This is a genomic window from Sanguibacter antarcticus (assembly GCF_002564005.1).
GTDB classification, from domain to species: domain Bacteria; phylum Actinomycetota; class Actinomycetes; order Actinomycetales; family Cellulomonadaceae; genus Sanguibacter; species Sanguibacter antarcticus.
On sequence record NZ_PDJG01000001.1, the window covers coordinates 3,153,592 to 3,176,275 of the forward strand.

General features: G+C 70.2%; 20 protein-coding genes and 1 tRNA gene. 12 read left to right on the forward strand and 9 right to left on the reverse strand.

The window, feature by feature from the left end; translation table 11 throughout:
• Positions 1–7: 7 nt before the first annotated feature.
• Entirely contained in the window at positions 8–1,006 is a 999-nt protein-coding gene (locus ATL42_RS14410; RefSeq protein WP_098455946.1) for an AAA family ATPase, read from the reverse strand.
• A 122-nt stretch (positions 1,007–1,128) separates the two neighbouring features.
• On the opposite strand from ATL42_RS14410, the gene ATL42_RS14415 reads away from it, so the two are divergent.
• Complete coding sequence (locus ATL42_RS14415; RefSeq protein WP_245862592.1) at positions 1,129–3,171, forward strand: bifunctional copper resistance protein CopD/cytochrome c oxidase assembly protein; 2,043 nt, start codon at positions 1,129–1,131, stop codon at positions 3,169–3,171.
• 147 nt (positions 3,172–3,318) lie between these two features.
• Here ATL42_RS14415 and ATL42_RS14420 read toward each other — a convergent pair whose 3' ends face one another.
• A complete protein-coding gene (locus ATL42_RS14420; RefSeq protein ID WP_211281833.1) occupies positions 3,319–4,668 on the reverse strand; it encodes a lytic polysaccharide monooxygenase in 1,350 nt (449 codons plus the stop codon).
• A 282-nt stretch (positions 4,669–4,950) separates the two neighbouring features.
• On the opposite strand from ATL42_RS14420, the gene ATL42_RS14425 reads away from it, so the two are divergent.
• From ATL42_RS14425 to ATL42_RS14435, 3 genes are read left to right on the forward strand one after another with little or no spacing between them, the layout of a single operon-like run.
• Positions 4,951–5,946, forward strand: coding sequence for a chymotrypsin family serine protease (locus ATL42_RS14425; protein WP_098455949.1), 996 nt, complete (start codon positions 4,951–4,953; stop codon positions 5,944–5,946).
• Between the two features lie 50 nt (positions 5,947–5,996).
• The gene (locus ATL42_RS14430) at positions 5,997–6,215 is read left to right on the forward strand and encodes a hypothetical protein (protein ID WP_098455950.1); all 219 of its coding nucleotides are present in this window, start codon (positions 5,997–5,999) and stop codon (positions 6,213–6,215) included.
• A gap of 60 nt (positions 6,216–6,275) precedes the next feature.
• A complete protein-coding gene (locus ATL42_RS14435; RefSeq protein WP_098455951.1) occupies positions 6,276–8,333 on the forward strand; it encodes an NHL domain-containing thioredoxin family protein in 2,058 nt (685 codons plus the stop codon).
• A gap of 68 nt (positions 8,334–8,401) precedes the next feature.
• Here the strand turns inward: ATL42_RS14435 and ATL42_RS14440 are convergent, their stop codons facing one another.
• From ATL42_RS14440 to ATL42_RS14455, 4 genes are read right to left on the reverse strand one after another with little or no spacing between them, the layout of a single operon-like run.
• Entirely contained in the window at positions 8,402–9,175 is a 774-nt protein-coding gene (locus ATL42_RS14440) for an anti-sigma factor (RefSeq protein WP_098455952.1), read from the reverse strand.
• Positions 9,153–9,734, reverse strand: coding sequence for an RNA polymerase sigma factor (locus ATL42_RS14445; RefSeq protein ID WP_098455953.1), 582 nt, complete (start codon positions 9,732–9,734; stop codon positions 9,153–9,155). The genes ATL42_RS14440 and ATL42_RS14445 overlap by 23 nt, the downstream gene beginning before the upstream one ends.
• A 42-nt stretch (positions 9,735–9,776) precedes the next feature.
• Positions 9,777–10,520: a class F sortase gene (locus tag ATL42_RS14450; RefSeq protein WP_098455954.1), complete on the reverse strand. Its 744-nt coding sequence runs from the start codon at positions 10,518–10,520 to the stop codon at positions 9,777–9,779.
• A gap of 28 nt (positions 10,521–10,548) precedes the next feature.
• On the reverse strand, positions 10,549–11,406 hold the full coding sequence (locus tag ATL42_RS14455) for a DUF4397 domain-containing protein (protein ID WP_098455955.1): 858 nt from the start codon (positions 11,404–11,406) through the stop codon (positions 10,549–10,551).
• 403 nt (positions 11,407–11,809) lie between these two features.
• On the opposite strand from ATL42_RS14455, the gene ATL42_RS14460 reads away from it, so the two are divergent.
• Positions 11,810–12,472, forward strand: a complete 663-nt coding sequence (locus ATL42_RS14460) for an HAD hydrolase-like protein (protein WP_098455956.1) — start codon at positions 11,810–11,812, stop codon at positions 12,470–12,472.
• A 44-nt stretch (positions 12,473–12,516) separates the two neighbouring features.
• On the opposite strand, the gene ATL42_RS14465 is transcribed toward ATL42_RS14460, so the two are convergent.
• Positions 12,517–13,290 carry a phosphotransferase gene (locus tag ATL42_RS14465; RefSeq protein WP_098456604.1) on the reverse strand — a complete coding sequence of 258 codons (774 nt, stop codon included), beginning with the start codon at positions 13,288–13,290 and terminating at the stop codon, positions 12,517–12,519.
• 161 nt (positions 13,291–13,451) lie between these two features.
• On the opposite strand from ATL42_RS14465, the gene ATL42_RS14470 reads away from it, so the two are divergent.
• The gene (locus ATL42_RS14470) at positions 13,452–14,219 is read left to right on the forward strand and encodes a MerR family transcriptional regulator (protein ID WP_098456605.1); all 768 of its coding nucleotides are present in this window, start codon (positions 13,452–13,454) and stop codon (positions 14,217–14,219) included.
• On the opposite strand, the gene ATL42_RS14475 is transcribed toward ATL42_RS14470, so the two are convergent.
• Complete coding sequence (locus ATL42_RS14475) at positions 14,144–14,812, reverse strand: TetR/AcrR family transcriptional regulator (protein WP_098455957.1); 669 nt, start codon at positions 14,810–14,812, stop codon at positions 14,144–14,146. The two genes, ATL42_RS14470 and ATL42_RS14475, sit on opposite strands and share 76 nt — an antisense overlap.
• A 116-nt stretch (positions 14,813–14,928) precedes the next feature.
• On the opposite strand from ATL42_RS14475, the gene ATL42_RS14480 reads away from it, so the two are divergent.
• Positions 14,929–15,891 (forward strand): hypothetical protein, encoded by a 963-nt coding sequence (locus ATL42_RS14480; protein WP_098455958.1) that lies wholly within the window; start codon positions 14,929–14,931, stop codon positions 15,889–15,891.
• Between the two features lie 30 nt (positions 15,892–15,921).
• Positions 15,922–16,458 carry a DinB family protein gene (locus ATL42_RS14485; RefSeq protein ID WP_098455959.1) on the forward strand — a complete coding sequence of 179 codons (537 nt, stop codon included), beginning with the start codon at positions 15,922–15,924 and terminating at the stop codon, positions 16,456–16,458.
• 616 nt (positions 16,459–17,074) lie between these two features.
• Here ATL42_RS14485 and ATL42_RS14490 read toward each other — a convergent pair.
• A tRNA-Gly gene (locus ATL42_RS14490) sits at positions 17,075–17,148 on the reverse strand.
• Between the two features lie 75 nt (positions 17,149–17,223).
• Between ATL42_RS14490 and ATL42_RS16790 the strand changes: the two genes are divergently transcribed.
• From ATL42_RS16790 to ATL42_RS14510, 4 genes are all read left to right on the forward strand, one after another.
• Positions 17,224–17,721, forward strand: coding sequence for a TM2 domain-containing protein (locus tag ATL42_RS16790; protein WP_098455960.1), 498 nt, complete (start codon positions 17,224–17,226; stop codon positions 17,719–17,721).
• A gap of 45 nt (positions 17,722–17,766) precedes the next feature.
• On the forward strand, positions 17,767–18,342 hold the full coding sequence (dcd, locus tag ATL42_RS14500) for a dCTP deaminase (protein ID WP_098455961.1): 576 nt from the start codon (positions 17,767–17,769) through the stop codon (positions 18,340–18,342).
• Positions 18,343–18,346: 4 nt separating this feature from the next.
• Positions 18,347–19,429 (forward strand): hypothetical protein, encoded by a 1,083-nt coding sequence (locus ATL42_RS14505; protein ID WP_098455962.1) that lies wholly within the window; start codon positions 18,347–18,349, stop codon positions 19,427–19,429.
• A gap of 143 nt (positions 19,430–19,572) precedes the next feature.
• A complete protein-coding gene (locus ATL42_RS14510) occupies positions 19,573–22,674 on the forward strand; it encodes a Na+/H+ antiporter subunit A (RefSeq protein WP_098455963.1) in 3,102 nt (1,033 codons plus the stop codon).
• Positions 22,675–22,684: the final 10 nt, after the last annotated feature.

Below are 22,684 nucleotides of genomic sequence, written 5' to 3' on the forward strand. Positions count from 1 at the left end.
GCAGCCCCTACGGCGTGGGGACGGCGTCGAAGATCGCGTCGATGAGCTGCTCGGGCTGCACGTTGTTGGCGAGCGCGTCGAACGTCCGGACGATGCGGTGCCGGAGCACGGCGTAGCGGATCGCCTTGATGTCGTCGGGGATGACGAAGCCGCGACCAGCCTGGATCGCGAGGGACTGCGCCACGCGCATGAGCGCGATCGACCCGCGGGGGCTCGCGCCCACGCGCACGTGGTTGGAGAGTCCCTGGACGGGGCGAGGGCCGGAGAAGCGGCTCGTGTTGATGACGTCGACGATGTACCGCTTGATCGAGGTGTCCACGTACACGTCGTCGACGAGCCCTTGGAGGAACCGGACGTCGTCCAGGGAGATCGGCGGGACCGTGAGAGGAGCCGACTGGCGACCGGACGAGACCCGCTCGAGGATCTCGACCTCGTGGACCGCGCCCGGGTACGTGAGGACCTCTTTCATGAGGAACCGGTCCATCTGCGCCTCGGGCAGCACGTACGTGCCCTCCTCCTCGATGGGGTTCTGCGTCGCGAGGACCATGAACGGGTCGGGGAGCGGGTACTCGACGCCACCGATGGACGTCTGGCGCTCTTGCATCGCCTCGAGCATGGCCGACTGGGTCTTCGCGCTCGACCGGTTCACCTCGTCGAGCAGGACGAGGTTCGCGTGCACGGGGCCGAGCTGCGTGGTGAACGAGCCGGTCCCGTAGTTGTAGATCTGCGTGCCGACGATGTCGTTCGGCATGAGGTCGGGCGTGCACTGGATGCGGTGGAACGTCCCGCTGACGGACGCGGCGAGCGTCTCGGCAGCCGTCGTCTTCGCGAGGCCTGGGACGCTCTCGAGCAGGATGTGCCCGCCGGCGAGGAGGGAGCTCACGAGCGCGGTCCGCAGCGCCTCTTGCCCGACGACCCGCTGCTCGAAGACCTGGGTGACCGTACCGAGGAGCTCTTTGGCCTTCTGGAGGTCTTCGGGAGTGATGCCGCCGTGGCCTGCGCTCATGGTGGGACGTGCCTTTCGTCGCGGGGTCGGGCTTCAGTATGCCAGCGCCCCAGGTCTTCCGGCCCTTGCGCCCGATGGTTCCGGGTACCCGTGCACAACTCCCCTCCACGTACCCTGGTGGCGTGAAGACACGCCAGCAGGACGGGGGCGCGGTGGCCTCTCGCAGGCCTGCGCAGGCGCCGCCCGACGCACCACGCTCTTGGGTCGGGGTCCCCGTCGGGGTCGTCCTCCTCGCTCTTCTTGCCGTCGTCGTGGGCGGCGCGTTCTCGGACGCGTTCACGACGCAGCTGCTCCTCGACCCGGGCGCCGTCGTGCGGTGGGGGCTGCCTGTCGCGACCGTCGTGAGCGAGCTCGCGGTCGCTGTGACGCTCGGGGGGCTCGTCCTCGCGGCGTTCGTCGTCCCGCCGGGCGTCGCTCTCGACCGGACCCTGAGCACCGTGGCGCTCGGTGCGGGCACGTGGACGGTCGCGTCTCTCGTGCGGATGGTCCTCGCCGCCTCCAACGCTGTCGGTGTCCCGCTCGACGCGCCCACCTTCGGTGAGCAGCTCGGCGTCTACCTCACGCAGATCTCGGCCGGGCGCGCCTACCTGGCCATCACGGTGACGGCTGCGGTCGTCTGCCTGATGGCCATGCTCACGCGGACCGCGACGGGCGCTCTGTGGTCGGCGGCCCTGACGTTCCTCCCGCTCGTGCTCCAGTCGCTCATGGGCCATGCGGCGGGCTCAACGAGCCACGAGATCGCGGTCTCGTCCCTCTTCATGCACCTCGTCGGTGCTGCCGTGTGGATCGGCGGCCTGCTCGTGATAGCGGTTCTGCGGACGCGTCGCGCGCTCACGGACGAGGCGCTCGCTGTCGTCGTCGCCCGCTTCTCGCCGGTCGCGGCCTGGTGCTTCGTTGTCGTCGCGCTCTCCGGCGTGGTCAACGCGCTCGTCCGTCTCGGCGGGGTCGCAGGGCTCTCGACGGACTACGGGGTGCTCATCCTCGCCAAGGCGGGGCTGTTCGTGGTGCTCGGTGGGTTCGGCTGGGCGCACCGGTCCTGGGTGGTCGGACGGCTCGGTGCGTCTGCGGCTCGCGGCTCGACCGCGCTCTTCTGGCGCCTGGCGGGTGCCGAGCTGCTCGTCATGGGTGCCGTGTCGGGGGTCGCCGTCGCTCTCGGTGGCAGCCCGCCGCCCGACGACAACGCGCCGCCCCCTGACCCCACGCCCGCGTTCATCATCACGGGCAGGGCTCTCCCGCCGGAGCTGACCTTCTCCCGCTGGTTCACCGAGTGGAACTGGGACGTGCTCCTCGGCTTCGCGTGCGTCGCCGCCCTCGTCGTCTACCTCCGGTGGGTGCGGCGCCTGCACCGGCGCGGCGACGCCTGGTCGCCGGTGCGCACCGTCTCCTGGGTGACCGGGACGGTCATCATGTTCTGGGTGACGAACGGTGGACCGGCGGTCTACGGGTCCGTGCTCTTCAGCGCTCACATGCTCCAGCACATGGTCCTGGCGATGGTCATCCCGATCTTCCTCGTCTCGGGTGCACCGATCACTCTCGCGCTGCGCGGCCTGACCATCCGCAAGGACGGGACGCGCGGGCCGCGCGAGTGGCTGCTCGTCATCGTCCACTCCCACCTGGGGCGGTTCTTCGCGCACCCGATCGTCGCAGCGATCAACTTTGCCGGCTCGCTGATCGTCTTCTACTACACCCCGGCGTTCGAGTACGCCCTCTCGACCCACACGGGTCACATCCTGATGACCGTGCACTTCACGCTCGCGGGCTACTTCTTCGCCAACGCGCTCATCGGCATCGACCCTGGTCCGTCGCGTCCGCCGTACGCGCAGCGGCTCCTGCTGCTCCTCGCGACGATGGCGTTCCACGCCTTCTTCGGTGTGACGCTCATGTCCGGCGAGATCCTCCTCGTCCCCGAGTGGTTCGGCCTCATGGGCCGCGAGTGGGGGCTGTCGGCTCTCGCGGACCAGCAGGAGGGTGGTGGCATCGCCTGGGGCGTCGGCGAGCTGCCGACGATCAGCCTGGCGGTCATCGTGGCCGTCTCGTGGTCGAGAGCCGACGAGCGCCTCGCGAAGCGTCGTGACCGCAAGGTCGACCGCGACGGGGACGTCGAGATGGACGACTACAACGACATGCTCCAGAAGCTCTCCGACGCGGACGACCGGGCGCTCTGATCGTTCGGTGCTACCGGTGCTACCGGTGCTACCGGTGCTACCGGTGCTACCGGTGCGGCCCGCGTGCTCGTCGTGCAGGAACCGGTCGTGGTGCAGAACGGCAGCGGCGCCCCAGCCCGACCGGGCTGAGGCGCCGCTGCTGCTAGGTCAGACGGTCGTGCACTCTGTTCCCCCGAGGGAGAAGATCGGCGCAGCGCCCGGCGACCCGGAACCGATGAACCCGAACGAGACCGCGCCGTGGTGGCCGATCGTCGAGTTCCAAGCCGCTCCTGTGGCCGAGACGGTGCTCCCGGTCTGGGTGAGCGTCGCGTTCCATGCCTGCGAGACGGTCTCTCCGTTGGCGAAGTCCCACGTGAGGTCCCAGTCGTTGATCATGGTCATCGACTCGTTGGAGATCGTCACGTTGCCCTGGAAGCCGGCGCCCCAGGAGTTCGTGGCGTCGTACTCGACCGAGCAGGTCGCTGCGGCTGCGGCCCCGGAGGAGAACATCAGGGTCGGTGACTGCGGGGAGGAGTTGCCTGCCGCGTCGTGGCCCACGACATAGACGGAGTAGTCCGTGTCGGGTGCGAGGCCCGTGAGCGCGGCGCTCCCGGTGCCGGTCCCCGAGTAGGGGACGGTCGCGAGGACGTCGTCCGTCGTGGCGTCGTGCACCGTGTGGTTGGTGACGGCGACGTCGTCGGTCGACGCGGCGAAGGAGATCCCGGCGCTGGACCCGGACGCGGTGACGAGCGTCGGTGCGCCGGGTGCGGTCGGTGCCGTGGTGTCGGTGGGTGTGTCGGTCGGCGGGTCGGTCGGCTCGCTCGTGCTGCCACCGAACACGACGTCCGAGCAGTTGTAGAACGCTTCGGGGCTGTCCGAGCGCTCCCAGATGGAGTAGATGATGTGCTGGCCGCTCTTCTCCGGGAGGGTCGCGTCCCAGTAGTACTCCGGGCCTGTTGCACCGCCGGAACGCACCGGTGGGTCGACGGCCTTGTCGAACTCCTCGATGTCGTCCCACCCGATCGGCTGTGTCGGGTCCCACCCGTCTTTGGTGATGTACTGCGTCCACGATCCAGGGTGTTGCACTGTCGCGGCGTACTGGAAGGTGATGTTGGCGCCGGACGTCAGAGCTGTCGTCGGCCACTCGGTGCTCGCCGCGTTGAAGGCCTTGAACTCGGCGCCCGGACCGCAGAGCTCGCCGTCCGGGATGGTCTCTTCGTGCTTGCCGTCGACAAAGGAGAGCAGGTTCCCGTACCAGGTGTAGAACGGGTAGGAGCTGACCGCGAGAGCGTCTTTGCACATCTCGTTGGTCGGGAGCATGTTGCCGCCCTGCCCGGCAGCCTGCCCGCCGGCGAGGCCGTCGAGGTAGCACTGGTACGTGCGGGTGGCGGGGAAGGTGAGTCCGCCGTGAGCGTCGGCGCTCTCCGGCGTGCCGGCGACCACCGAGCCTGCTCCGACGAGGCCGACTGCGGCGAGGCTGATGAGGAAGCGTCTCGTGCGGGAACGTGGGGTGGTCATGGTCGTCGGTCTCCTGCCGTCGTGGATGGACGCCCGTTTCGGGCGAGATGTCATATCCATGGCTCCCCAGCGTCCGTCGAGATCACGGACGGGTCAACGACCTAAACGTTTCTCATCCGACACCGGGACGAGCACGCGACGAGTACCGGACGAGCTCGGGACGAGATCACCTGCCGATCGGGAGCGGGGGTCGGGGTGGGTGTCGGGGGTGGCGACCATACTCGGACCGTCATGAGCACGAGATACACAGGATGCCGGTGACGGCAGATGCGGGGGCGTCGGATGGACCACGAGGAAGCGCGAGAGATCAAGCGGCAGCTGGCGGACTACGTCGCGGAGATGTACGGGAATGACGTCACCGCGAGCGGCGCAGGTCTCGTCGGCGCCGGGGTGGCGCTGGGCCTGTCCCCCGTGCGCGACGGCGGCTACGGTCTCGCGGTCCGGTACCGGCTCGGCGTGCCGAAAGCACGGATGGTCGCCCGCAAGGTCGCCGAGCAGGTAGGCCCGATGGCCGACGTGCGGCGCACGGGTCGGATCTACGCCGGGCCGCGGCGGGCTGTCGGGCTCAGGACACCGGTCGCGACCGCGCTGGCCGTCGGCGAGACGGGGCGCACCCGGCCGCTGCGCCCGGGGGTGTCGATCGCGCACCGTGACGTCACCGCCGGGACGCTCGGGGCGTTCGTCCACGTCGACGGTGCGCTCCACGTGCTGTCGAACTATCACGTGCTCGTCGGGTCGCCGTCGGCGTCGGTGGGCGACCCGGTCCTCCAGCCCGGGCCCGCGGACGGCGGGCAGGACCCGCAGGACCGGGTCGGCGCGCTCGCAGGGTTCGTCGCGCTGCGGCGCGGCGCCGTCGCCAGGGTCGACGCCGCGGTCGCGCTCCTCGAGGACCCGTCGGTCGAGCTCGACTACCCCGAGGTGGGCCCGATCACGACGACGGCCGAGGCTCTCGGCGACGAGGAGGTCCTCAAGGTGGGACGCACCACGGGCCTGACGCGCGGCCGCGTCACCGCGATCGAGCTCGACGACGTCGTCGTCGGCTACGGCGAAGAGCTCGGCGAGCTGCGCTTCGACGACCAGATCGAGGTCGAGAGCACAGGCACCGGTTCCTTCTCTCGCGGGGGAGACAGCGGGTCTCTCGTGTACCGGACGGACGGGACTGCTCTCGGTCTGCTCTTTGCAGGGAGCGAGACCGGGGGCGACAATGGGACCGGGCTGACGTACATCAACCCGATCGACACCGTCCTGCGCGAGCTGAGGGCGACGTTGGCGGGCTGAGGCGGCCTCCCGGCCGAGATCCGGCCGGGAGCTCCTGACGCGAGGTGCACATGGCTGACCTGGACAAGGCGCGGCACGCGAAGCTGCGCCTGCGATCTGAGCTTGCGGACCGTGACGGCATCCGTGGCGTGGGCATCTCTCGGGGCGACGACGGCTACCGCGTGCAGGTGAACGTCCTCAGCGCGTCCGACAACCGGGACCTCCCGGCGACCGTCGAGGGCGTTCCCGTCCTCGTGCGCGTGTGCGGACGGATCCACGCAGGAGGCTGAACCTCTCGTGCTCGCCCGGTGCGCGCCCACAGATCGTCCTCGATCGTGTTCACTAGTCCTGTGACCTCGAACAATCCTCGTCTGCCCCGTGTCCGCGCCTCCGAGCTCGTCGGCCGCGGCTGGCTCAACACCGGGGGCAAGGACGTCAGCCTCGCGGACCTGCAGGGCAAGATCGTCGTCCTCGACTTCTGGACGTTCTGCTGCGTCAACTGCCTGCACGTCCTCGACGAGCTCCGCGAGCTCGAGGCGGCCCACCGGGACGAGCTCGTCATCATCGGTGTGCACTCGCCCAAGTTCGTCCACGAAGCCGACCCGGTCGCGCTCGCCGCAGCGGTCGAGCGGTACGAGGTGCACCACCCGGTCCTCGACGACCCGGAGCTCGTCACGTGGTCGGCGTACACCGCCCGGGCGTGGCCGACGCTCGTCGTCATCGACCCCGAGGGCTACATCGTGGCGCAGATGGCCGGGGAGGGGCACGCGCACAACCTCGAGATCCTCGTCCGCGACCTCGTCGTCGAGCACGAGGCCAAGGGCACGCTGCACCGGGGCGACGGCCCGTACGTCCCGCCCGAGCCCACGTCGGGCACCCTGCGCTTTCCTGCCAAGGCCATCACGCTGGCGAACGGCAACCTTCTCGTCGCCGATGCCGGGCACCACTCGCTCGCGGAGCTGCTCCCCGACGGCGAGACGCTCGTGCGCCGCATCGGCTCTGGCGAGCGCGGCCTCGTCGACGGCCCCGCCGAGGTGGCTCGGTTCAGCGAGCCGAACGGCCTGTGCCTCGTGCCGGACGCGCTGCGGTCGCTCGTCGGCTACGACGTGCTGGTCGCGGACACGGTCAACCACGCGCTGCGCGGGGTCGACCTCGAGGACGGGACGGTCGTGACCGTCGCCGGCAACGGCGCACAGCTCATGGTGGGCGCGAGCGACAACGTCCTGCCGTCTCCCGAGCTGGACCGCGCGCCCGAGAGCGAGCCCGAGACCGCCGCACAGGCTCTGCCCGACGCGCTGCAGGGGGAGACCGCGGACGCAGCGTTCGAGGCTGCGCACACCCTGACCTTCGAGCTCCCGGACCTCGCCGCGACGGGTGCGTCCCTGTGCGTCGGTGGCGTGCCCTTCAACGGCTCGGCACAGCTGCACAAGCTCTCGTCTCCGTGGGACGTCGTGTGGGTCGAGCCGCTCGGTGCATTCCTCGTCGCGATGGCGGGCAACCACTCGCTCTGGGCGTTCGACGCCGAGGACAGCTCGATCGCCCAGGTCGGCGGCACCATGAACGAGGGCTTGCTCGACGGCCCGCTCGCGGAGGCATGGTTCGCGCAGACGTCCGGCCTCGCTGCAGGGTCGGACGGCGCCGTGTGGCTCGCGGACTCCGAGACCTCTGCGCTGCGACGGGTCGAGATCGAGCCGGGCATCTCGACGGGAACCGTCACGACGGCGATCGGCGAGGGCCTCTTCGACTTCGGCCACCGCGACGGACCGGCCGCGCAGGCGCTCCTGCAGCACCCGCTCGGTGTCGCGACGCTCCCCGACGGCTCGGTGGTCGTCGCGGACACGTACAACGGTGCGATCCGGCGTCTCGACCCGGCGACCGACGAGGTGACGACCCTGGCGACCGGGCTCGCCGAGCCGAGCGGCGTCCTCGTCCACGTAGACGGCGACGCGATCACGCTCACCGTCGTCGAGTCCGCCGCGCACCGGCTCACGCGCGTCGCGCTCCCCGCCCGCCTCGCGGGGCAGGTGCTCGACACGGGCGCGCACCGCACGCAGCGACCGGTCACGGAGGTGTCGTCGGGCGAGCTGTCTCTCGAGGTGGTCTTCACCCCCGCGGCAGGCCAGAAGTACGACGACCGCTACGGCCCCTCGACCCGGCTCCAGGTCTCGTCCACCCCGCCCGAGCTGCTGCTCGACGGGACGGGCGACGCCGTCGAGCTGACCCGGACCCTGCGGATCAGTCCGGACGTCCACGAGGGGGTCTTGCACGTGACGGCTCAGGCAGCCTCCTGCGACGACGACCCGGAGAACGAGTACCCGGCCTGTCACCTGGCTCAGCAGGACTGGGGCGTACCGGTCCGGGTCCTTGCGGGTGCGCCGTCGACCCTCGTGCTGCCGCTCCACGGCTGACGCTCGATGGCAGCCGGTCCACGTCCGCCGGTCTCGCGACCTCGAGGGCTTCGCGCACGCGGGGCGCGCTAGGCGGGGAGGTCCTCCAGCGCGCCGCGCACGATCGAGTCGCCGGAGTGCGACGGGTCGCCGTCGAAGTGCTCTTCGGAGACGTCGACGAGCGAGAACTCCGTGAGGTCGAGCCCTGCCGGGATGTCGAAGCGTCCTTGCGCGCCGTCGAGGATCCCGAGGCTCACGAGCCCGCTGAGGTCGTCGGCGATGAGCCACACCTCGCGGTACCCGTCCTCGGTCGTGGGCGCTGCGAGGTCTACGACGATCTGACGGACGCCCGCCGAGCTCTCCTCGAGGCGCGCCTCGCCGCTCGCGGTGGTCCAGTCCGGCAGGGCGTCGAGCTGCGCGCTGGCGAGAGGCGTCTCGTCGGCGGAGGGGACGCGTCGCTCCCACAGTACCCCGACGCTCACGCCCAGGACGAGCGCGACGCACGCCGCCACGAGCATCTGCGCGATCCCGCCGCGGCGGCGCTCTCGCCGCTCCGACAGGCTCGTCACGGTCGCTGGAGCGACAGGTTCAGGTGCGGCCGTCGACGCGAACGGGCGCGCGGCGTCCGCGCCGAGCCCGAGCTCGGCGCTGATGCGGTCCCAGACGGCGGGCGCCGGGGGCACCAGCGCGTCGTCGGGCGTGAGGGCGCGGCCGGTCTGCGCGACGACGGCAAGCTCTGCCATCTCTTCCGTGCACCGTGGGCAGGCGGAGAGGTGGTCGCGCTCGTCGGCGCTCGTCGTGCTCTCGACGTCTTCGCCGAGCGCGAGGAGCGCCAAGACATCAGGATCGATGTGCTGCACCATCCACCTCCAATCGTGTTCGCAGACGGGTCAGGCTGCGCCTGACGTGGCTCTTCACCGTGCCGAGCGGGAGCGACAGCTCGTCGGCGATCTGGACGTGCGTCAGGTCGCGGAAGAACGCCAGCCGCAGGATCGTCCCGCCGGGGTCACCGAGCCGGTCGAGCTCGTCCGCGATGAGGACGCGGTTCGCGACGGTGTCGGCGTCCGACTCGTGGGCTCCGACGATGTCCGGGGCGAGGATCGCGGCGGCCGCCTCGGACTTGCGTGCGCGGGTCCGCGCCTCGTGGGTGTCGGCGATCTTGTTCCGGCAGATCCCCATGATCCATGTGGAGAGCTTGGCCTTCTGCGGGTCGAAACCGCCTCGGCCTCGCCATGCCGCGACGAAGACCTGCTGGGTGACGTCCTCCGCGTCCGTCGTGCTCCCGAGCGAGCGCAGCGCCACCGTGTGGACCAGCGTGGACCACCGGCGGTACGCCTCGCCGAGCGCGCTCTCGTCGCCGCTGGCGAAGGCCGCGCCGAGCTCGCGCTGGGTGTCGACGTCGACCCCCGGGGGGACGGTCACATGCTCTCCTTCGGGTGCCGGGCGATGTCGTGTGCCTCATCGTCATGCCGTCGGGAGCGCTGTGACGATGACGTTGTCCACATAGTGTCCTGTCTCGCGGTCGAAGTTACCACCACAGGTCACGAGCACGAGCCGTCGTTCGCCGGCCCTGTCGAAGACCTGGTCGAGCGGCACGTCGACCTTGGCGATGCGTTCTGTCGTGCTGACCGTGTAGCTGAACTCTGAGCCGGTGGAGTCGGTGACGACGATCGTCGCGCCGGGCTGGATGTCGACGAGCTTGGCGAACTCGCCGAGCCCGGTCGCCCGGGTGTCGACGTGCGCAGCCACGACGACGGCGCCGCTCTCCCCGGCAGGCGCCGGGCCGTACTGGTACCAGCCGGCTCGTTCCCCGGTCTCGGGCAGGGACATGCTGCCGTCGGCCTCGACGCCCACGGGGTCGACCGGCATCGCGATGGAGAGGTCGGCGATCTCGAGGGACACAGGAGGCGGGGACGGCGCGGCGGGTTGTTCGTTCGCGGGCCGGACGGTCACGGCCGGGACGGCGCCCACGGCTGCGGGCGCCGCGGGAGGGGTGGCCGTCGTGTCGGGCTGCGGGGCGACGGTGGCTGCGTCGGTCCGCGTCGGGTCGGAGGCGCCGCACGCCGTCAGGGTGAGGACGGCGACGACACCGGTGAGGACGAGCCGGGTCGTGGTGCGAGCGTGCCCGGCGCCCCGACCGCCTCCGGAGAGGGGTCGAGGCGCCAGGAGTGCTGCACGGGACGGCTCGTCAGGGAGAACAGCACTCATGGCTTGTGACCTGACGTGTCGGTGCGGTTCAGCGCTGGTCGGCGCTGACGGTCTCGCGGGTCCCGCGGCGTGCGAGGAACGCTCCACCGAGGACGGCGGCGAGGATCGCGCCACCGATGCCCACGCCGAGCGGGCTCACCGAGGAGCTCGAGGTGTCGGCGAGGCCGACCTCGCCTGCCGGGACGCCGGCCGGGGTGGAGTGGAGCCCGTCGATGGTCTGGGTGGCGAGAGCGAGGTTGTCGTCCTCGAGGCTGCCCCACGCGTAGACGATCGTGTTGACGCCCTCGGCCACGGTGACGTCGGCCGGGCCGATGAGCGGGTCCGTGGTGCCGGCGGCGGCGACGGACGCCGAGACGGTGCCGGCCGGGAGGTCGAGGACCTCTTCCATGGGGTTCGTCAGACCGGAGACGACAGCGCTGCCGCCTGCGAGGACGTCGACGGCCGGGGCCGCTGCGACGTGGCGCACGGTGAGTCGTCCCTCGCCGGGCGCGGTCGTCGAGGTGTCGTTCGTGAACAGGGTGGCGGTCGGTGCCCCGTCCGCGTCGAGGTGCGCTGCGGCGGTGTAGCTCGTCCCGGCCTCGAGGGGAAGGTCGACCGGACCGATCGCGGGGTCGCTCGCGTCGACGGCGTCGGCGGCGGTGATCGCGACCGTGTAGGTACCTGCCGGGAGGTCGAGCGGGCCCGCGAGGTCGCCAGGGGCGAAGTCGTCGAGCGTGAGCTCGCCGTTGACCCACACGTCGACGGTCAGCCCGGGGACTGCGTGGAGGACAGAGAGCTGGGCGTCGCCGTCAGCGGCCTGGGCGGGGGCGGCGAGTGCGCCGAGCCCGACCATCGCTGTCGCTGCACCGGTGGCGAGGATTCCTGCTGCGCGCTTCGTGGTTCGCATTGTTTCTCCAGGGTGTGCGGGCCCGGTGGTCGTTCACCGGGCCGATCTGAGCTGACACCCCGTACTTCTGCTGGAGGTGCAGTCTCGGATGCACCTTCAGCAGAAGTATTTTTCGCGTGCTGCGCGCACGACCACGTCAGGCCAAGATCGACTCCAGGGCTTCGAGGGTCTTCTCGAGCACTGCGATCCCCTCGCCGAACTCCAACGTGGACACGTCGATCATGTCTCCGCTGGTCCAGTCGGGCAGGTGGGTCATGTCATTCCTCGTTCTCTCGCGCGACGACGCGGTTCTGGACGGCTGGTTCTGCTGGAGCGGAACGGTACAAAATGGTCTCTAGATGGTCAAGACCGGGTGAAAGATTACGAAAGCATAACGCCCCGGCCTGGTGGGAAGATCGATGGCATGATCTTCGACCTCGCACTGATCGACCTCGACGGCACCATCACGGACTCGGCACCGGGGATCGTCTCCTCGATCGAGCTCGCCTACGACGCCCTAGGGGTACCTCGCCCGAGCGATGACGACCTCCGCCGGTTCGTGGGCCCGCCCATCGAGGAGAGCGCACGGCGCCACGGGATCGAGCCGGGCCGCGTGGCCGAGTTCGTCTCCGCCTACCGCAGCGTCTACAGCGTGACCGGCCTGTTCGACAACAGCGTCTACCCGGGCATGGCCGAGGCGCTCGTCGCGCTGCGGGCCGCGGGCGTGCGCTGCGTCGTCGCCACCTCGAAGCCGGAGGTGTACGCGCGCCAGATCCTCGAGCACTTCGGTCTGGACGACCTCTTCGAGCACATCTGTGGTTCGACGCTCGACGGCACGCGCACCACGAAGGCCGACGTCGTCGCCTATGCGCTGGCCACTGTCGAGGGATCGGAGCGCGGCCTGCCCGAGCGCGCACGGGTGACCATGGTCGGGGACCGCGAGCACGACGTCCTCGGGGCGCGGGAGCACGGCATCGGGACGATCGCGGTCGGCTGGGGCTACGCGGCGCCCGGCGAGCTGGCCGAGGCCGCGCCGGCGGCCGTCGTCGACACCCCGGAGGACCTGGTCGCCGCAGTGTCCGGCTGAGGAGCGCGTCCCGGCGGTGCGGGCTGCTCCAGACGTGCGTGCGTTCACCGCAGAGCCGCTCGCAGATCGCCGCGGTGACGGCTGATGTAGTCGGCGGCAGGGCCCCAGTGGTCGGCGTGCCCTGCGGCGTGGAGGGTCGCCCAGGGCTCGGTGCCGGTGCGTGCACCGTCGACGAGCAGGTCGTACATGCCACGGGTGTGGTCGGCGGTCAGCTGCACGAGGTCGGGTCGGTGGGTGGAGCTGAGCCCGTAGCCGTCGACGAGGTTGCGCAGGCGCGGGCCGTCCACCGCCGGGTCGCCGCCGGGGCTCAGCGGCAAGAAGGCGTGGGCGACGTAGGCGAGGTCCCACAGGCGTGATCCGGGCCCGGCGCCGTCCCAGTCGATGAACACCCAGCGGTCGCCGTCGCGGACGAGGTTCCACGGTGCGAGGTCGTGGTGACAGATGATGTCGTCCGTGGGGGCGGGGATGCCTACCTCCCAGTGCGCGTCTGGGGGGAGCGCGAACGTCGCCGCGGCGTCGTGCAGGTCGCGGACGAGGACGCCGAGGCGTGCAAGCTCGTCGTGAGACATGGGCCCCATGGTGTCGGCCATGGTTCCGGGGATGTACTCGACGACGTGCCGACCCTGCTCGTCGATCCCGAAGGACCGCGGTGCGCCGCGGAAGCCGACGTTGGCGAGGTGGGCGAGGAAGGCGTGCACGGACGGGGTCGCCGGTGTGGCGGGTTTGCGCACCGTCGCTCCGAGGATGTCGTCACGCACGAGAACCACGGCGCCGGCGCCGTATCCGCCGTCGGTGAGGAACTCTTCCGACACGTTCATGAGCACAGTTTGCCCCTAAAGCAGCGGGTGAAAAAACTGTGTCCGCTCGCGCGTCCGCGCCGGGTGTGCTGCGGGGCGTCGTCCGGTGGGCGGAATGTGGCCTTGGAGACGTTTGGTGGACCCTTGACCTTGACGTTACGTCAAGGTCTAGCGTGGCAGACATGACGACGAACGACTGGTCCATCCAGGAGATCGCCCGCACAGCCGGGACCACGAGCCGCACCCTGCGTCACTACGACGACGTGGGGCTCCTGCGCCCCAGCCGGACCGGCACCAACGGCTACCGGTACTACGACGCCCCGGCGCTCGTCCGGCTGCAGCGCATCCTGCTGCTCCGCGACCTTGGGCTGGGCCTCCCGGCCATCGCCGAGGCGCTCGACTCCGAGCGCGACGAGGTCCGCGCGCTCGGCGCGCACCTCGCCTGGCTCCGCGACGAGCAGGAGCGCGTGGCACGTCAGGTCGTCGCTGTCCAGGCCACGATCACCGCACTCGAGAAGGGAACATCCCCCATGGCACACAGCATGTTCGACGGTTTCGACCACACCCGGTACGCAGGAGAGGTCCAGGAGCGCTGGGGCGCCGAGACGTCCGAGCGGAGCACCCGCTGGTGGAGCAGTCTCAGCGCCTCGGAGAAGGAGGCCTTTCTCCAGACCCAGCACGACATCGGGACGGACTTCGGCCGTGCGTGCGCCGCAGGCCTCGCCGCGGACAGCGCCGAGGTCCAGGCTCTCGCGCGTCGTCAGGTCGCATGGCTCGCGGTCTCTGCCGAGGCGACGACGGGGGCGCCGCTGACGAAGGAGTACGTCGTGGGTCTCGCTCACCTGTATGCCGACGACCCTCGGTTCGCCGCGACCTACGACCGCAACGGGACAGGGACCGCGCTGCTCGTGCGTGACGCGATGATCGTGCTCGCCGAGACGGAGCTCTGAGGCACCTCGGCACCGACGGCGCGCAGCACGAAGGCCTCCGTCGCGGTGATCGCGTGGGCGCGGGCGACGGACTCCTCGGGGAGGGACCGGCCGGACAGGCAGGCGTTGACGAGGATGACGGACGTCGCGATGTCCTGGTCCGGGAACTCTCCTCGGCGGATGCCCTCGGCGAGGATCTCTCGCAGGATGTCCTCGACGAGGACAGCGTGCTCGCGCAGGCGCTGCTGCGTGCCGCGGGACAGCACCGTCCGGAGGTCGGGCCCGGGGGCGACATGGAACACCCGGGTGAGGCGCGCCTGCGCCTGCACGTAGGTCCGGAGCCGTTCGACCGGGTCGTCAACGCCGTCGAGCGAGCGGCTGAGCGTCTCGACATAGCGTGAGGTCTCGAACGTGATGAAGCCCATGAGCAGGGCTTCTTTGTCGGCGAAGTGGTTGTAGACGGCGGTCCGCCCGACCCCCGCGGCTGCTGCGATCTCGGCGAACGTGATCGCGTCGAAGCCGCGCTCGGCCATGAGCGCGGAGAGTGCGGTGAAGAGGCGCTGGCGAGTCTGCTCGCGGTGCTCGTGGAGCGACCCACCAATGATCTTCGGCATTGTGACAGTGTTCCACCTTGTGTCAGCACCCGCATCGAAGGTTGCCCTTCCCTGGCGCGGGGCCACGATGTGTGGATGAAATATCGCCGCATCATTTTCCACGTATCGTCATCCGGATGACGGCACTCCTGGGCACGGCGGTCCCGGCGCCGCACGCATCTGACCACGTCCTCGCGGTGTCGTCGGACGTCGACGTCCTCGCGCTCGCCCGCGCCTGGTTCGCTGATGCACGGTGGGTCCGCGAGCCTGTCGACGGCGACCTCGCCGCACGTCCCCAGCCGCGCGGCGGCGCACGCATGCGCGGCATGGTCCACGTGCCGGCCGAGGCGATCCCGGGCGAGATGCTCCTCGCCCCCCGCGTCACGCTCCGCGGCCCCTACCCGCTCACCGCCGCCCAGACGCAGGCGCTCGACCTCCCGTCACGCCGCTCGAGCGCATACGCGATTCACGTGGAGGGCCGGGCCAGGCGCGCCGCCCCGACCGGGGACGTCGACCCGCACGACGACCTCGTCCGGGCCTTCCCTGGCGGCAGGCCAGTGGGAGACGAGCTCCTCGTCGCACGGTGGCTCGTCGCGGCAGCGCGGCACGCCCGCGGCGCCGTGCTCGTCGACGGTGGCGGGACGCCCGTCGTCCCCGACCCCCGGACTGCGGTCGACCTCTCGCTCTTCAGCCCGAACGCGCTCGAGGCGGAGAGGGCTCTGGCGCTCGCCCGTACCATCCTGGTCCAGGCGCAGCTCGTCACGTCGACGGCGACCCTCGACGGTCCCCAGGAGTACTCGCTGCGAGCCGAGACGCCGTACGACGGCACGGTGACGGTGCGGTTCCATCGCACCCAGATGCTGCCGCTCGTGCTGAACACCGTGCCGTGGCGCGACTCGGGTCCGTTCGCCTACCGGGTGGGCTGGGGGCCGGGGACGGAAGGAGACCTCGGTCTCGAGCAGTCGTCGCAGCTGTACTCCATCGCGCGGACCCGGATGGCACCGGTGGTGAACAGGCTGACGCTGGCGCTGCAGACCGCGATCGGCGGGATCGTCGTCGATGCGGACGGCTTCATGAGGGATGCCTCATATCTCGCGTGAAGTCCCCCTGCCGTCGTTATCATGAGTCTCATGGTTGGCGAGAGCATTCCTCCGGACACCAAGGACTGGACCTGGGTCCTCACGGCTCCGTGCCCGGAGTGCGGGTTCGTGGCCACCGAGATCTCGATCGGCCAGATCGGTCCAGAGGTCCGGGCAGGCATCCCACGGTGGACCGCCGCGCTCATGCGTCCCGACGCCCGGGTGCGTCCGGACGCGACGACATGGTCGACGCTCGAGTACGCGGCGCACGTGCGCGACGTCTTTCGGTTGTTCGCCGAGCGTCTCGACCTCATGCTCCGGGAGGACGACCCGACGTTCGACGACTGGGACCAGGACGCTGCCGCCGAGCAGGCACGGTACGCGTCGCTGAACCCGATGACCGTCGCTGTCGAGCTCGAGGAGGCAGGCCGCGCGGTGGCTGAGCGCTTCGACCAGGTGATGCCGAGCCAGCTCGCGCGCACCGGGCTGCGATCGAACGGCTCGGTCTTCACCGTCCTGACGTTCGGCCGCTACTTCTTGCACGACGTGGTTCACCACCTCCACGACATCGACTCCGTGTCGGTCTGACGTTCTCACCCAAGTTATCCACAGATCTTGTCCACAGGGCTGTGGATCTGTGGACGTTCTCGGTGCACAGCCTGTGGAGAACTGTGCATGGAGAGATCCGCGGCGAATGGGGGACAAGGTCCTCTTGCGGCGTTCGTGACGCGGGGCTACAACTGGGGTAGAGACAGAACCGGCGGACTCGGGAGCGGCTTCAACCCCGCGAGCGACCACCGGCTATGTCCGGACCCTCCGGAGAACGGCGCATCTTCTCTTCGGCCCCACGGCTAGGTCTGTCGGGGTCGGCGGGCTGTGGGCAACGTCGCAGGACGCGTCTGGACCGGATGGTCACACGGCCGTGAGAGGTATCCGCTTCGAGTCGACGCACCACCGGGGTGACCGGCTCAGCCAAGGTTCGACAGGGGATACCGAGCCGCCACGTTGCGCGGTGTCGAGGGGGTGGAATGGACGTCGCCGCCCCTCTGGAGACCAGCGGCCATCTTGAGGCCCTTCGGTGCATGTACCGGAGGGCCTCTGTCGTCCCGCCAGCGCGACGACCGGCGCACGAGCGTGCCCCTCAGAGGCACGTGCCCCCGCAGACGCACGAAGGGCCGGTCCGTGAGGACCGGCCCTTCGTCTGTGGAGCGGATGACGGGAATCGAACCCGCGCTATCAGCTTGGGAAGCTGAAGTTCTACCATTGAACTACATCCGCACGACGCTCCCGCCTGCTCCTACGTCCAGCAGGTGGTGCGCGCAATGAAGAGCATACCTAACAGGAGCGCCGACCGTGAGCACCCCCTCGAACGAGAACCAGCCCGACCACGACAAGCTGCCCCCGTCCGGCCAGCCGGCATGGCAGCAGGACCCCTCTGGTGGCACCCAGCCGCCGGCACCTCAGGGGTACACCGGAGGGGAGCAGTCTCCCTACGGTGCTGGGCAGCCGTACCAGCCCGGATACACCGGTGGCCCGCAGGGATACGGAGCCCCGCAGGGTTACCAGGGCTACCCCGGCGGCCCTGGTGGTCCGTGGACGCAGCAGGACCCGAACGCGAAGTCGCGGATGGCTGCTGGCCTTCTCGGCATCTTCCTCGGGTACTTCGGTGTGCACCGGTTCTATCTCGGCCACACCGGCATCGGTGTCGTCATGCTCCTCATCACCGTGATCTCGTTCGGCACCCTCATCTGGGTGAGCGCCATCTGGGGTCTCATCGAAGGCATCCTCTACCTCACGGACAAGACCGGGACCTACTCGCGGGACGCGTCGGGCAGGCCGCTGCGGGACTGACGTCCGCGCCAGTGGGCGGGATGTCGGATCCGCTACGGTTGGACCGTGCTCCTCTCCGACCGCGACATCCGCGCTGAACTGAACACCGGCCGCATACACCTCGACCCGTTCGAGCCGGAGATGGTCCAGCCGTCCAGCATCGACGTACGGCTGGACCGGTACTTCCGGTTGTTCGACAACCACAAGTACCCGTTCATCGACCCGGCGCAGGACCAGCCGGACCTCACCCGGCTCGTCGAGGCCGCCCCTGGTGAGCCGTTCATCCTGCACCCGGGAGAGTTCGTCCTCGGCTCGACGTACGAGGCGGTGACTCTTCCCGACGACGTCGCTGCACGCCTCGAGGGCAAGTCGTCGCTCGGCCGGCTCGGGCTCCTGACCCACTCGACGGCAGGGTTCATCGACCCGGGGTTCTCCGGGCACGTGACGCTCGAGCTGAGCAACGTCGCGACCCTGCCGATCAAGCTGTGGCCAGGCATGAAGATCGGCCAGCTCTGCTTCTTCCAGCTCTCGTCCCCTGCCGAGCACCCGTACGGCTCGGCGCGCTACGGGTCGAGATACCAGGGCCAACGCGGCCCGACCGCATCGCGTTCCTCCCAGAACTTCCACCGGACCGAGATCTGACACCATGAGCACCCCTTCCTCCACCCCCCTCCTCTCCCCGATGCCCGCGACGTCGGCGCACCCGATCGCGGATCTCTACGTCCGGCACCTGCTCGGCGTGAGCGACGACGTCGACACCTCGGAGGTGGAGACGCTCGCGCTCGCCCGCTTCCCCGCCGCACGGTGGGAGATCGCCCCCGCCGAGGAGCAGACCCCCGAGGGTGTCCGCCTCGCGCCGGGCGTCCTGCGTCTGTCGCGCCACACCCTGATCTCGGGCCCGTACGCGCCGGCCGTCGACGACGGCACCGCCCTCGACCTCGACCACACGGTCAGCATGGTCTTCGACGTCCTGTGCCCCCGCGAGCGTGGCCCGGCACCGTTCCGCGGAGGCGGGGACCGTGACGGCCTCGCTCGCATCTTCGCGGCGGGTTCTCCGGTCCGCGAGGAGTGGCGGGTCGCGCAGTGGCTCGTCGCGGTCGGTCGCCGTCTCGGCGGGTCCGTCCGCTTCGAGGTGGCAGACGGTGAGCACACGACGGTCACCCCTGACCCCGCCGTCGCCGTCGACATGACGATCTTCTCCGACGTGTGGCTCGACCCGGACGCCGCGCTCTCGGTGTGCCGCACGGCGGACCGGCGGTCCGAGCTCGCGATGACCGGTGTGTCTTGGGGCGGGCCGCCCGCCTCGACGGGTGCGGTGCCGGCTCTCGTCGACAGCCCGCTCACGCCCGAGCAGCTCCGGGGTCTTCACGAGCGCGCCGACGCCTTCGACATCGCCGCGCTCACCTCGCCGCCTCCGCTCTCTGGGTACGGCGTCGAGGTCGACCTCGGCAAGGACGGCATCGTGTCGGTCGAGATCAGCGGTGTGGACCAGGTCCCTCTCACCATCAAGGGCCTCGAGTGGGCGAAGAACGGTGCGGTGACCTATGTCGTGCGCTGGACGCCCGAGAACCTCGAGGACTGGCAGCGCGAGCGCCCGTCGTTCGACCTGAAGATCTCCCGGACCCGCGCATCGGGCGTCGTCGCGGGGCTCACGCGAGCCCTGTTCCAGGCCGTGGGCGGCGAGGTCGCCGACCAGGACGAGTTCCTCCTCGATCCTGACGACGTCTGAGCGTCTCCCGACGAGCTCCAGGGCGGTCCGGACGGCTCCCGGACCGCCCTGCTGCGTCGAGAACACGCCTCTCCGCTTGGTAAACTCGCAGCAGATCCCTCACAACTGAACCGACCACCCGCCCACAACAGGACGGAGCGGACGTGCTGCTGCTGCTCGTTGCACATGCCCTCGTGGCACTAGCCGCGCCTGCGCTGGTCTCGTGGTGGGGCCGGCGAGCATTCCTCGTCATGGCCCTCGCGCCCGCAGCGGCGACCGTCTACGCGCTCAGCTGGACCGACCGCGTCGTGCACGGCGACGGACCAGCCGAGAGCCTCTCGTGGATCCCCGCCCTCGGGGTGAACCTCTCGTTCCGCATGGACACCCTCTCGTGGCTCATGCTCCTCTTCGTCGGTGTGGTCGGCACGCTCGTCCTCGTGTACTGCTCCGCCTACTTCGCCGCGAGCGCCTCCGGGCTCGGTCGCTTCGGAGGGGTGCTCGTCGCGTTCGCGGGCGCGATGGTCGGTCTCGTCACCGCTGACGACATGATGATCATGTTCATGTTCTGGGAGCTGACGACGGTCTTCTCCTATCTCCTCATCGGGCATTACCACGACCGCAAGGCGAGCCGTCGGTCCGCGATGCAGGCGATCATCATCACGACCGCCGGCGGGCTCGCGATGCTCTGCGGCATCGTCATCCTCGGAACCACGTCCGCGACCGGGTACAGCCTCTCTGGCCTCCTGGCCGACCCGCCGTCCGGGACAGCGGTGACTGCCGCGGCGGTCTGTCTCCTCGTCGGGGCTGCGACGAAGTCGGCCCTCGTGCCGACCCACTTCTGGCTGCCGGCTGCGATGGTCGCCCCCACACCGGTGAGCGCGTACCTGCACGCGGCCGCGATGGTCAAAGCAGGTGTGTACCTCGTCGCCCGGTTCGCTCCGGCGTACTCGCACCTGACCGTCTGGGTGACGATCGTCGTCGTGCTCGGCTGCGGCACCCTCCTGCTCGGCGGGTACCGGGCCCTGCGGCAGAACGACCTCAAGCTGGTCCTCGCGTTCGGCACGGTGTCCCAGCTCGGGCTCATCATCCTGCTCGTCGGGCTCGGCAGCCGCTCGGCGGCGCTCGCCGGTCTCGCGATGATCGGGGCGCACGCCCTGTTCAAGGCGGCGCTGTTCCTCACGGTCGGGGTCGTCGACGCCGCGACCGGTACCCGCGACCTGCGCCGGCTCACCGGCGTGGGGCGGGCTCTTCCCACGACCGCGGTGGCAGCCACCCTCGCGACCCTCTCGATGATCGGTCTGCCGCCGTTCGCGGGCTACGTCGCCAAGGAGGCAGCGCTCGAGTCCCTGGTGCACGACGGGGTCCTCGCCGGGCCGGACTGGGTGGGGCCTCTCGTCGTGGCGGCCGTCGTCGTCGGTTCGATCTTCACGGTCGCGTACGGCCTGCGCTTCCTCTGGGGCGCGTTCGCCACGAAGCGTTCCTCGCCGGCGATCCCGGTCGTGGGAGTGAGCGCCGAGGGCGCGACGGTCGAGACGGCGATGATCGACCCGTCGACCATCGAGCGGCAGCCGCTGCTCCTCGTCGGTCCGGCGCTCGCGCTGGCGGTCCTCGGTCTTGTGGCTGGGCTCGTGCCGGGCACGGGGGAGTCTCTCCTCAGCCCGCACGCTGACACGTACCCCACGGGCGAGGCCGGCCACCTGGCGCTGTGGGCCGGTCTCGGGCCGGCGTTCTTCCTCACGCTCGTCGTCCTCGGTGGCGGCGTGCTCCTCTTCGTCGGCCGCACGGCGGTCGAGCGGTTCCAGGCCGCGATGCCCCGTGTGGTCGAGGCCGACCGGGCCTACCGGCGGTTCATGCGCGGGCTCGACGACTTCGCCGCGGACGTCACCGCCGTCACCCAGCGTGGCTCGCTGCCGTTCTATCTCGGCATCATCCTCATCGTCCTCGTCGTCGGTCCGGGGAGCGTGCTGCTCACCCAGACGACCTGGCCGGAGTCGGTGCGCATGTGGGACACCCCGGCCCAGGTCCTGCCCGTGGTCGTCATCGTCGTCGCGTCCGTCCTCGTCGCCCGCTCACGCCGTCGCCTCAAGGCGGTGCTCCTCGTCGGGTTCTGCGGCTACAGCGTCGCGCTGCTCTTCCTCCTGCACGGCGCCCCGGACCTCGCGCTGACGCAGGTGCTCGTCGAGACGGTGACGCTCGTGATCATGGTGCTCGTGCTGCGTCGCCTCCCGCCGTACTTCTCGAACCGGCCGCTCGCCTCGACCCGGTGGGTGCGGCTGGGCATCGCGACCGCAGTGGGCGTCGTCGTCATGTGCATGGCGGTCATCATCCCGGGCGCGAGGATCCACGAGCGGGTGTCCGTCGCGTTCCCGGAGGAGGCGTACGAGTTCGGTGGCGGGAAGAACATCGTCAACGTCACGCTCGTGGACATCCGTGCGTGGGACACGATGGGCGAGATCTCCGTGCTTCTCGTCGCCGCGACCGGCGTCGCGTCCCTCGTCTTCTTGCGCCGACGTGGCGGCGAGATCTTCCGGGCGCAGAACGTCACCGAGGAGACCTCGGCCGGATACTCCTCAGGAGAGGGCGGGGTCTCCGGAGCCGACGGCAGCCTCGCGCGCCGCACCGAGCTCGACCCGCACGCACTGAGCGCAGCCCCCAGGGCCTCCGCCTCCTCCTCGAGCAGCACGACGCTGCGCCACCGCGTGTGGCTGCCGGGCGGGCGCACGCTCGCGCCGCTGCGCCGCTCGGTGATCTTCGAGGTCATCACCCGGCTGCTCTTCCACTCGATGATCGTCTTCGCGCTCTTCCTGCTGTTCTCGGGCCACAACGCCCCGGGCGGAGGGTTCGCGGCCGGCATCGTCGTCGGGATCGCGCTCATCGTGCGGTATCTCGCCGGGGGCCGCTACGAGCTCGGTGAGGCGCTGCCCGTCCAACCGGGAGTCCTCCTCGGCGTCGGGCTGTTCCTCTCCGCGGGCGTCGGTCTCTTCGCGCTCATCCTCGGCGGCGAGGTGCTCCAGAGCGTCATCGTCGAGGTCACCGTCCCGGTGCTCGGGCACGTCAAGCTCGTCACGTCTCTCTTCTTCGACCTCGGGGTGTTCCTCGTGGTCCTCGGCCTCGTCCTCGACATCCTGCGCACCCTCGGCGCGGAGATCGACCGCCATGTCGACGTCAACGTTCCTGGGTCCGCAGGCGATCAGAGGGACCCCAGCGATCCCAGCGATCCCAGCGATCCCCGCGACCACGGGGCCGACGCGGAGGTGACCGCATGACCGGCGACGA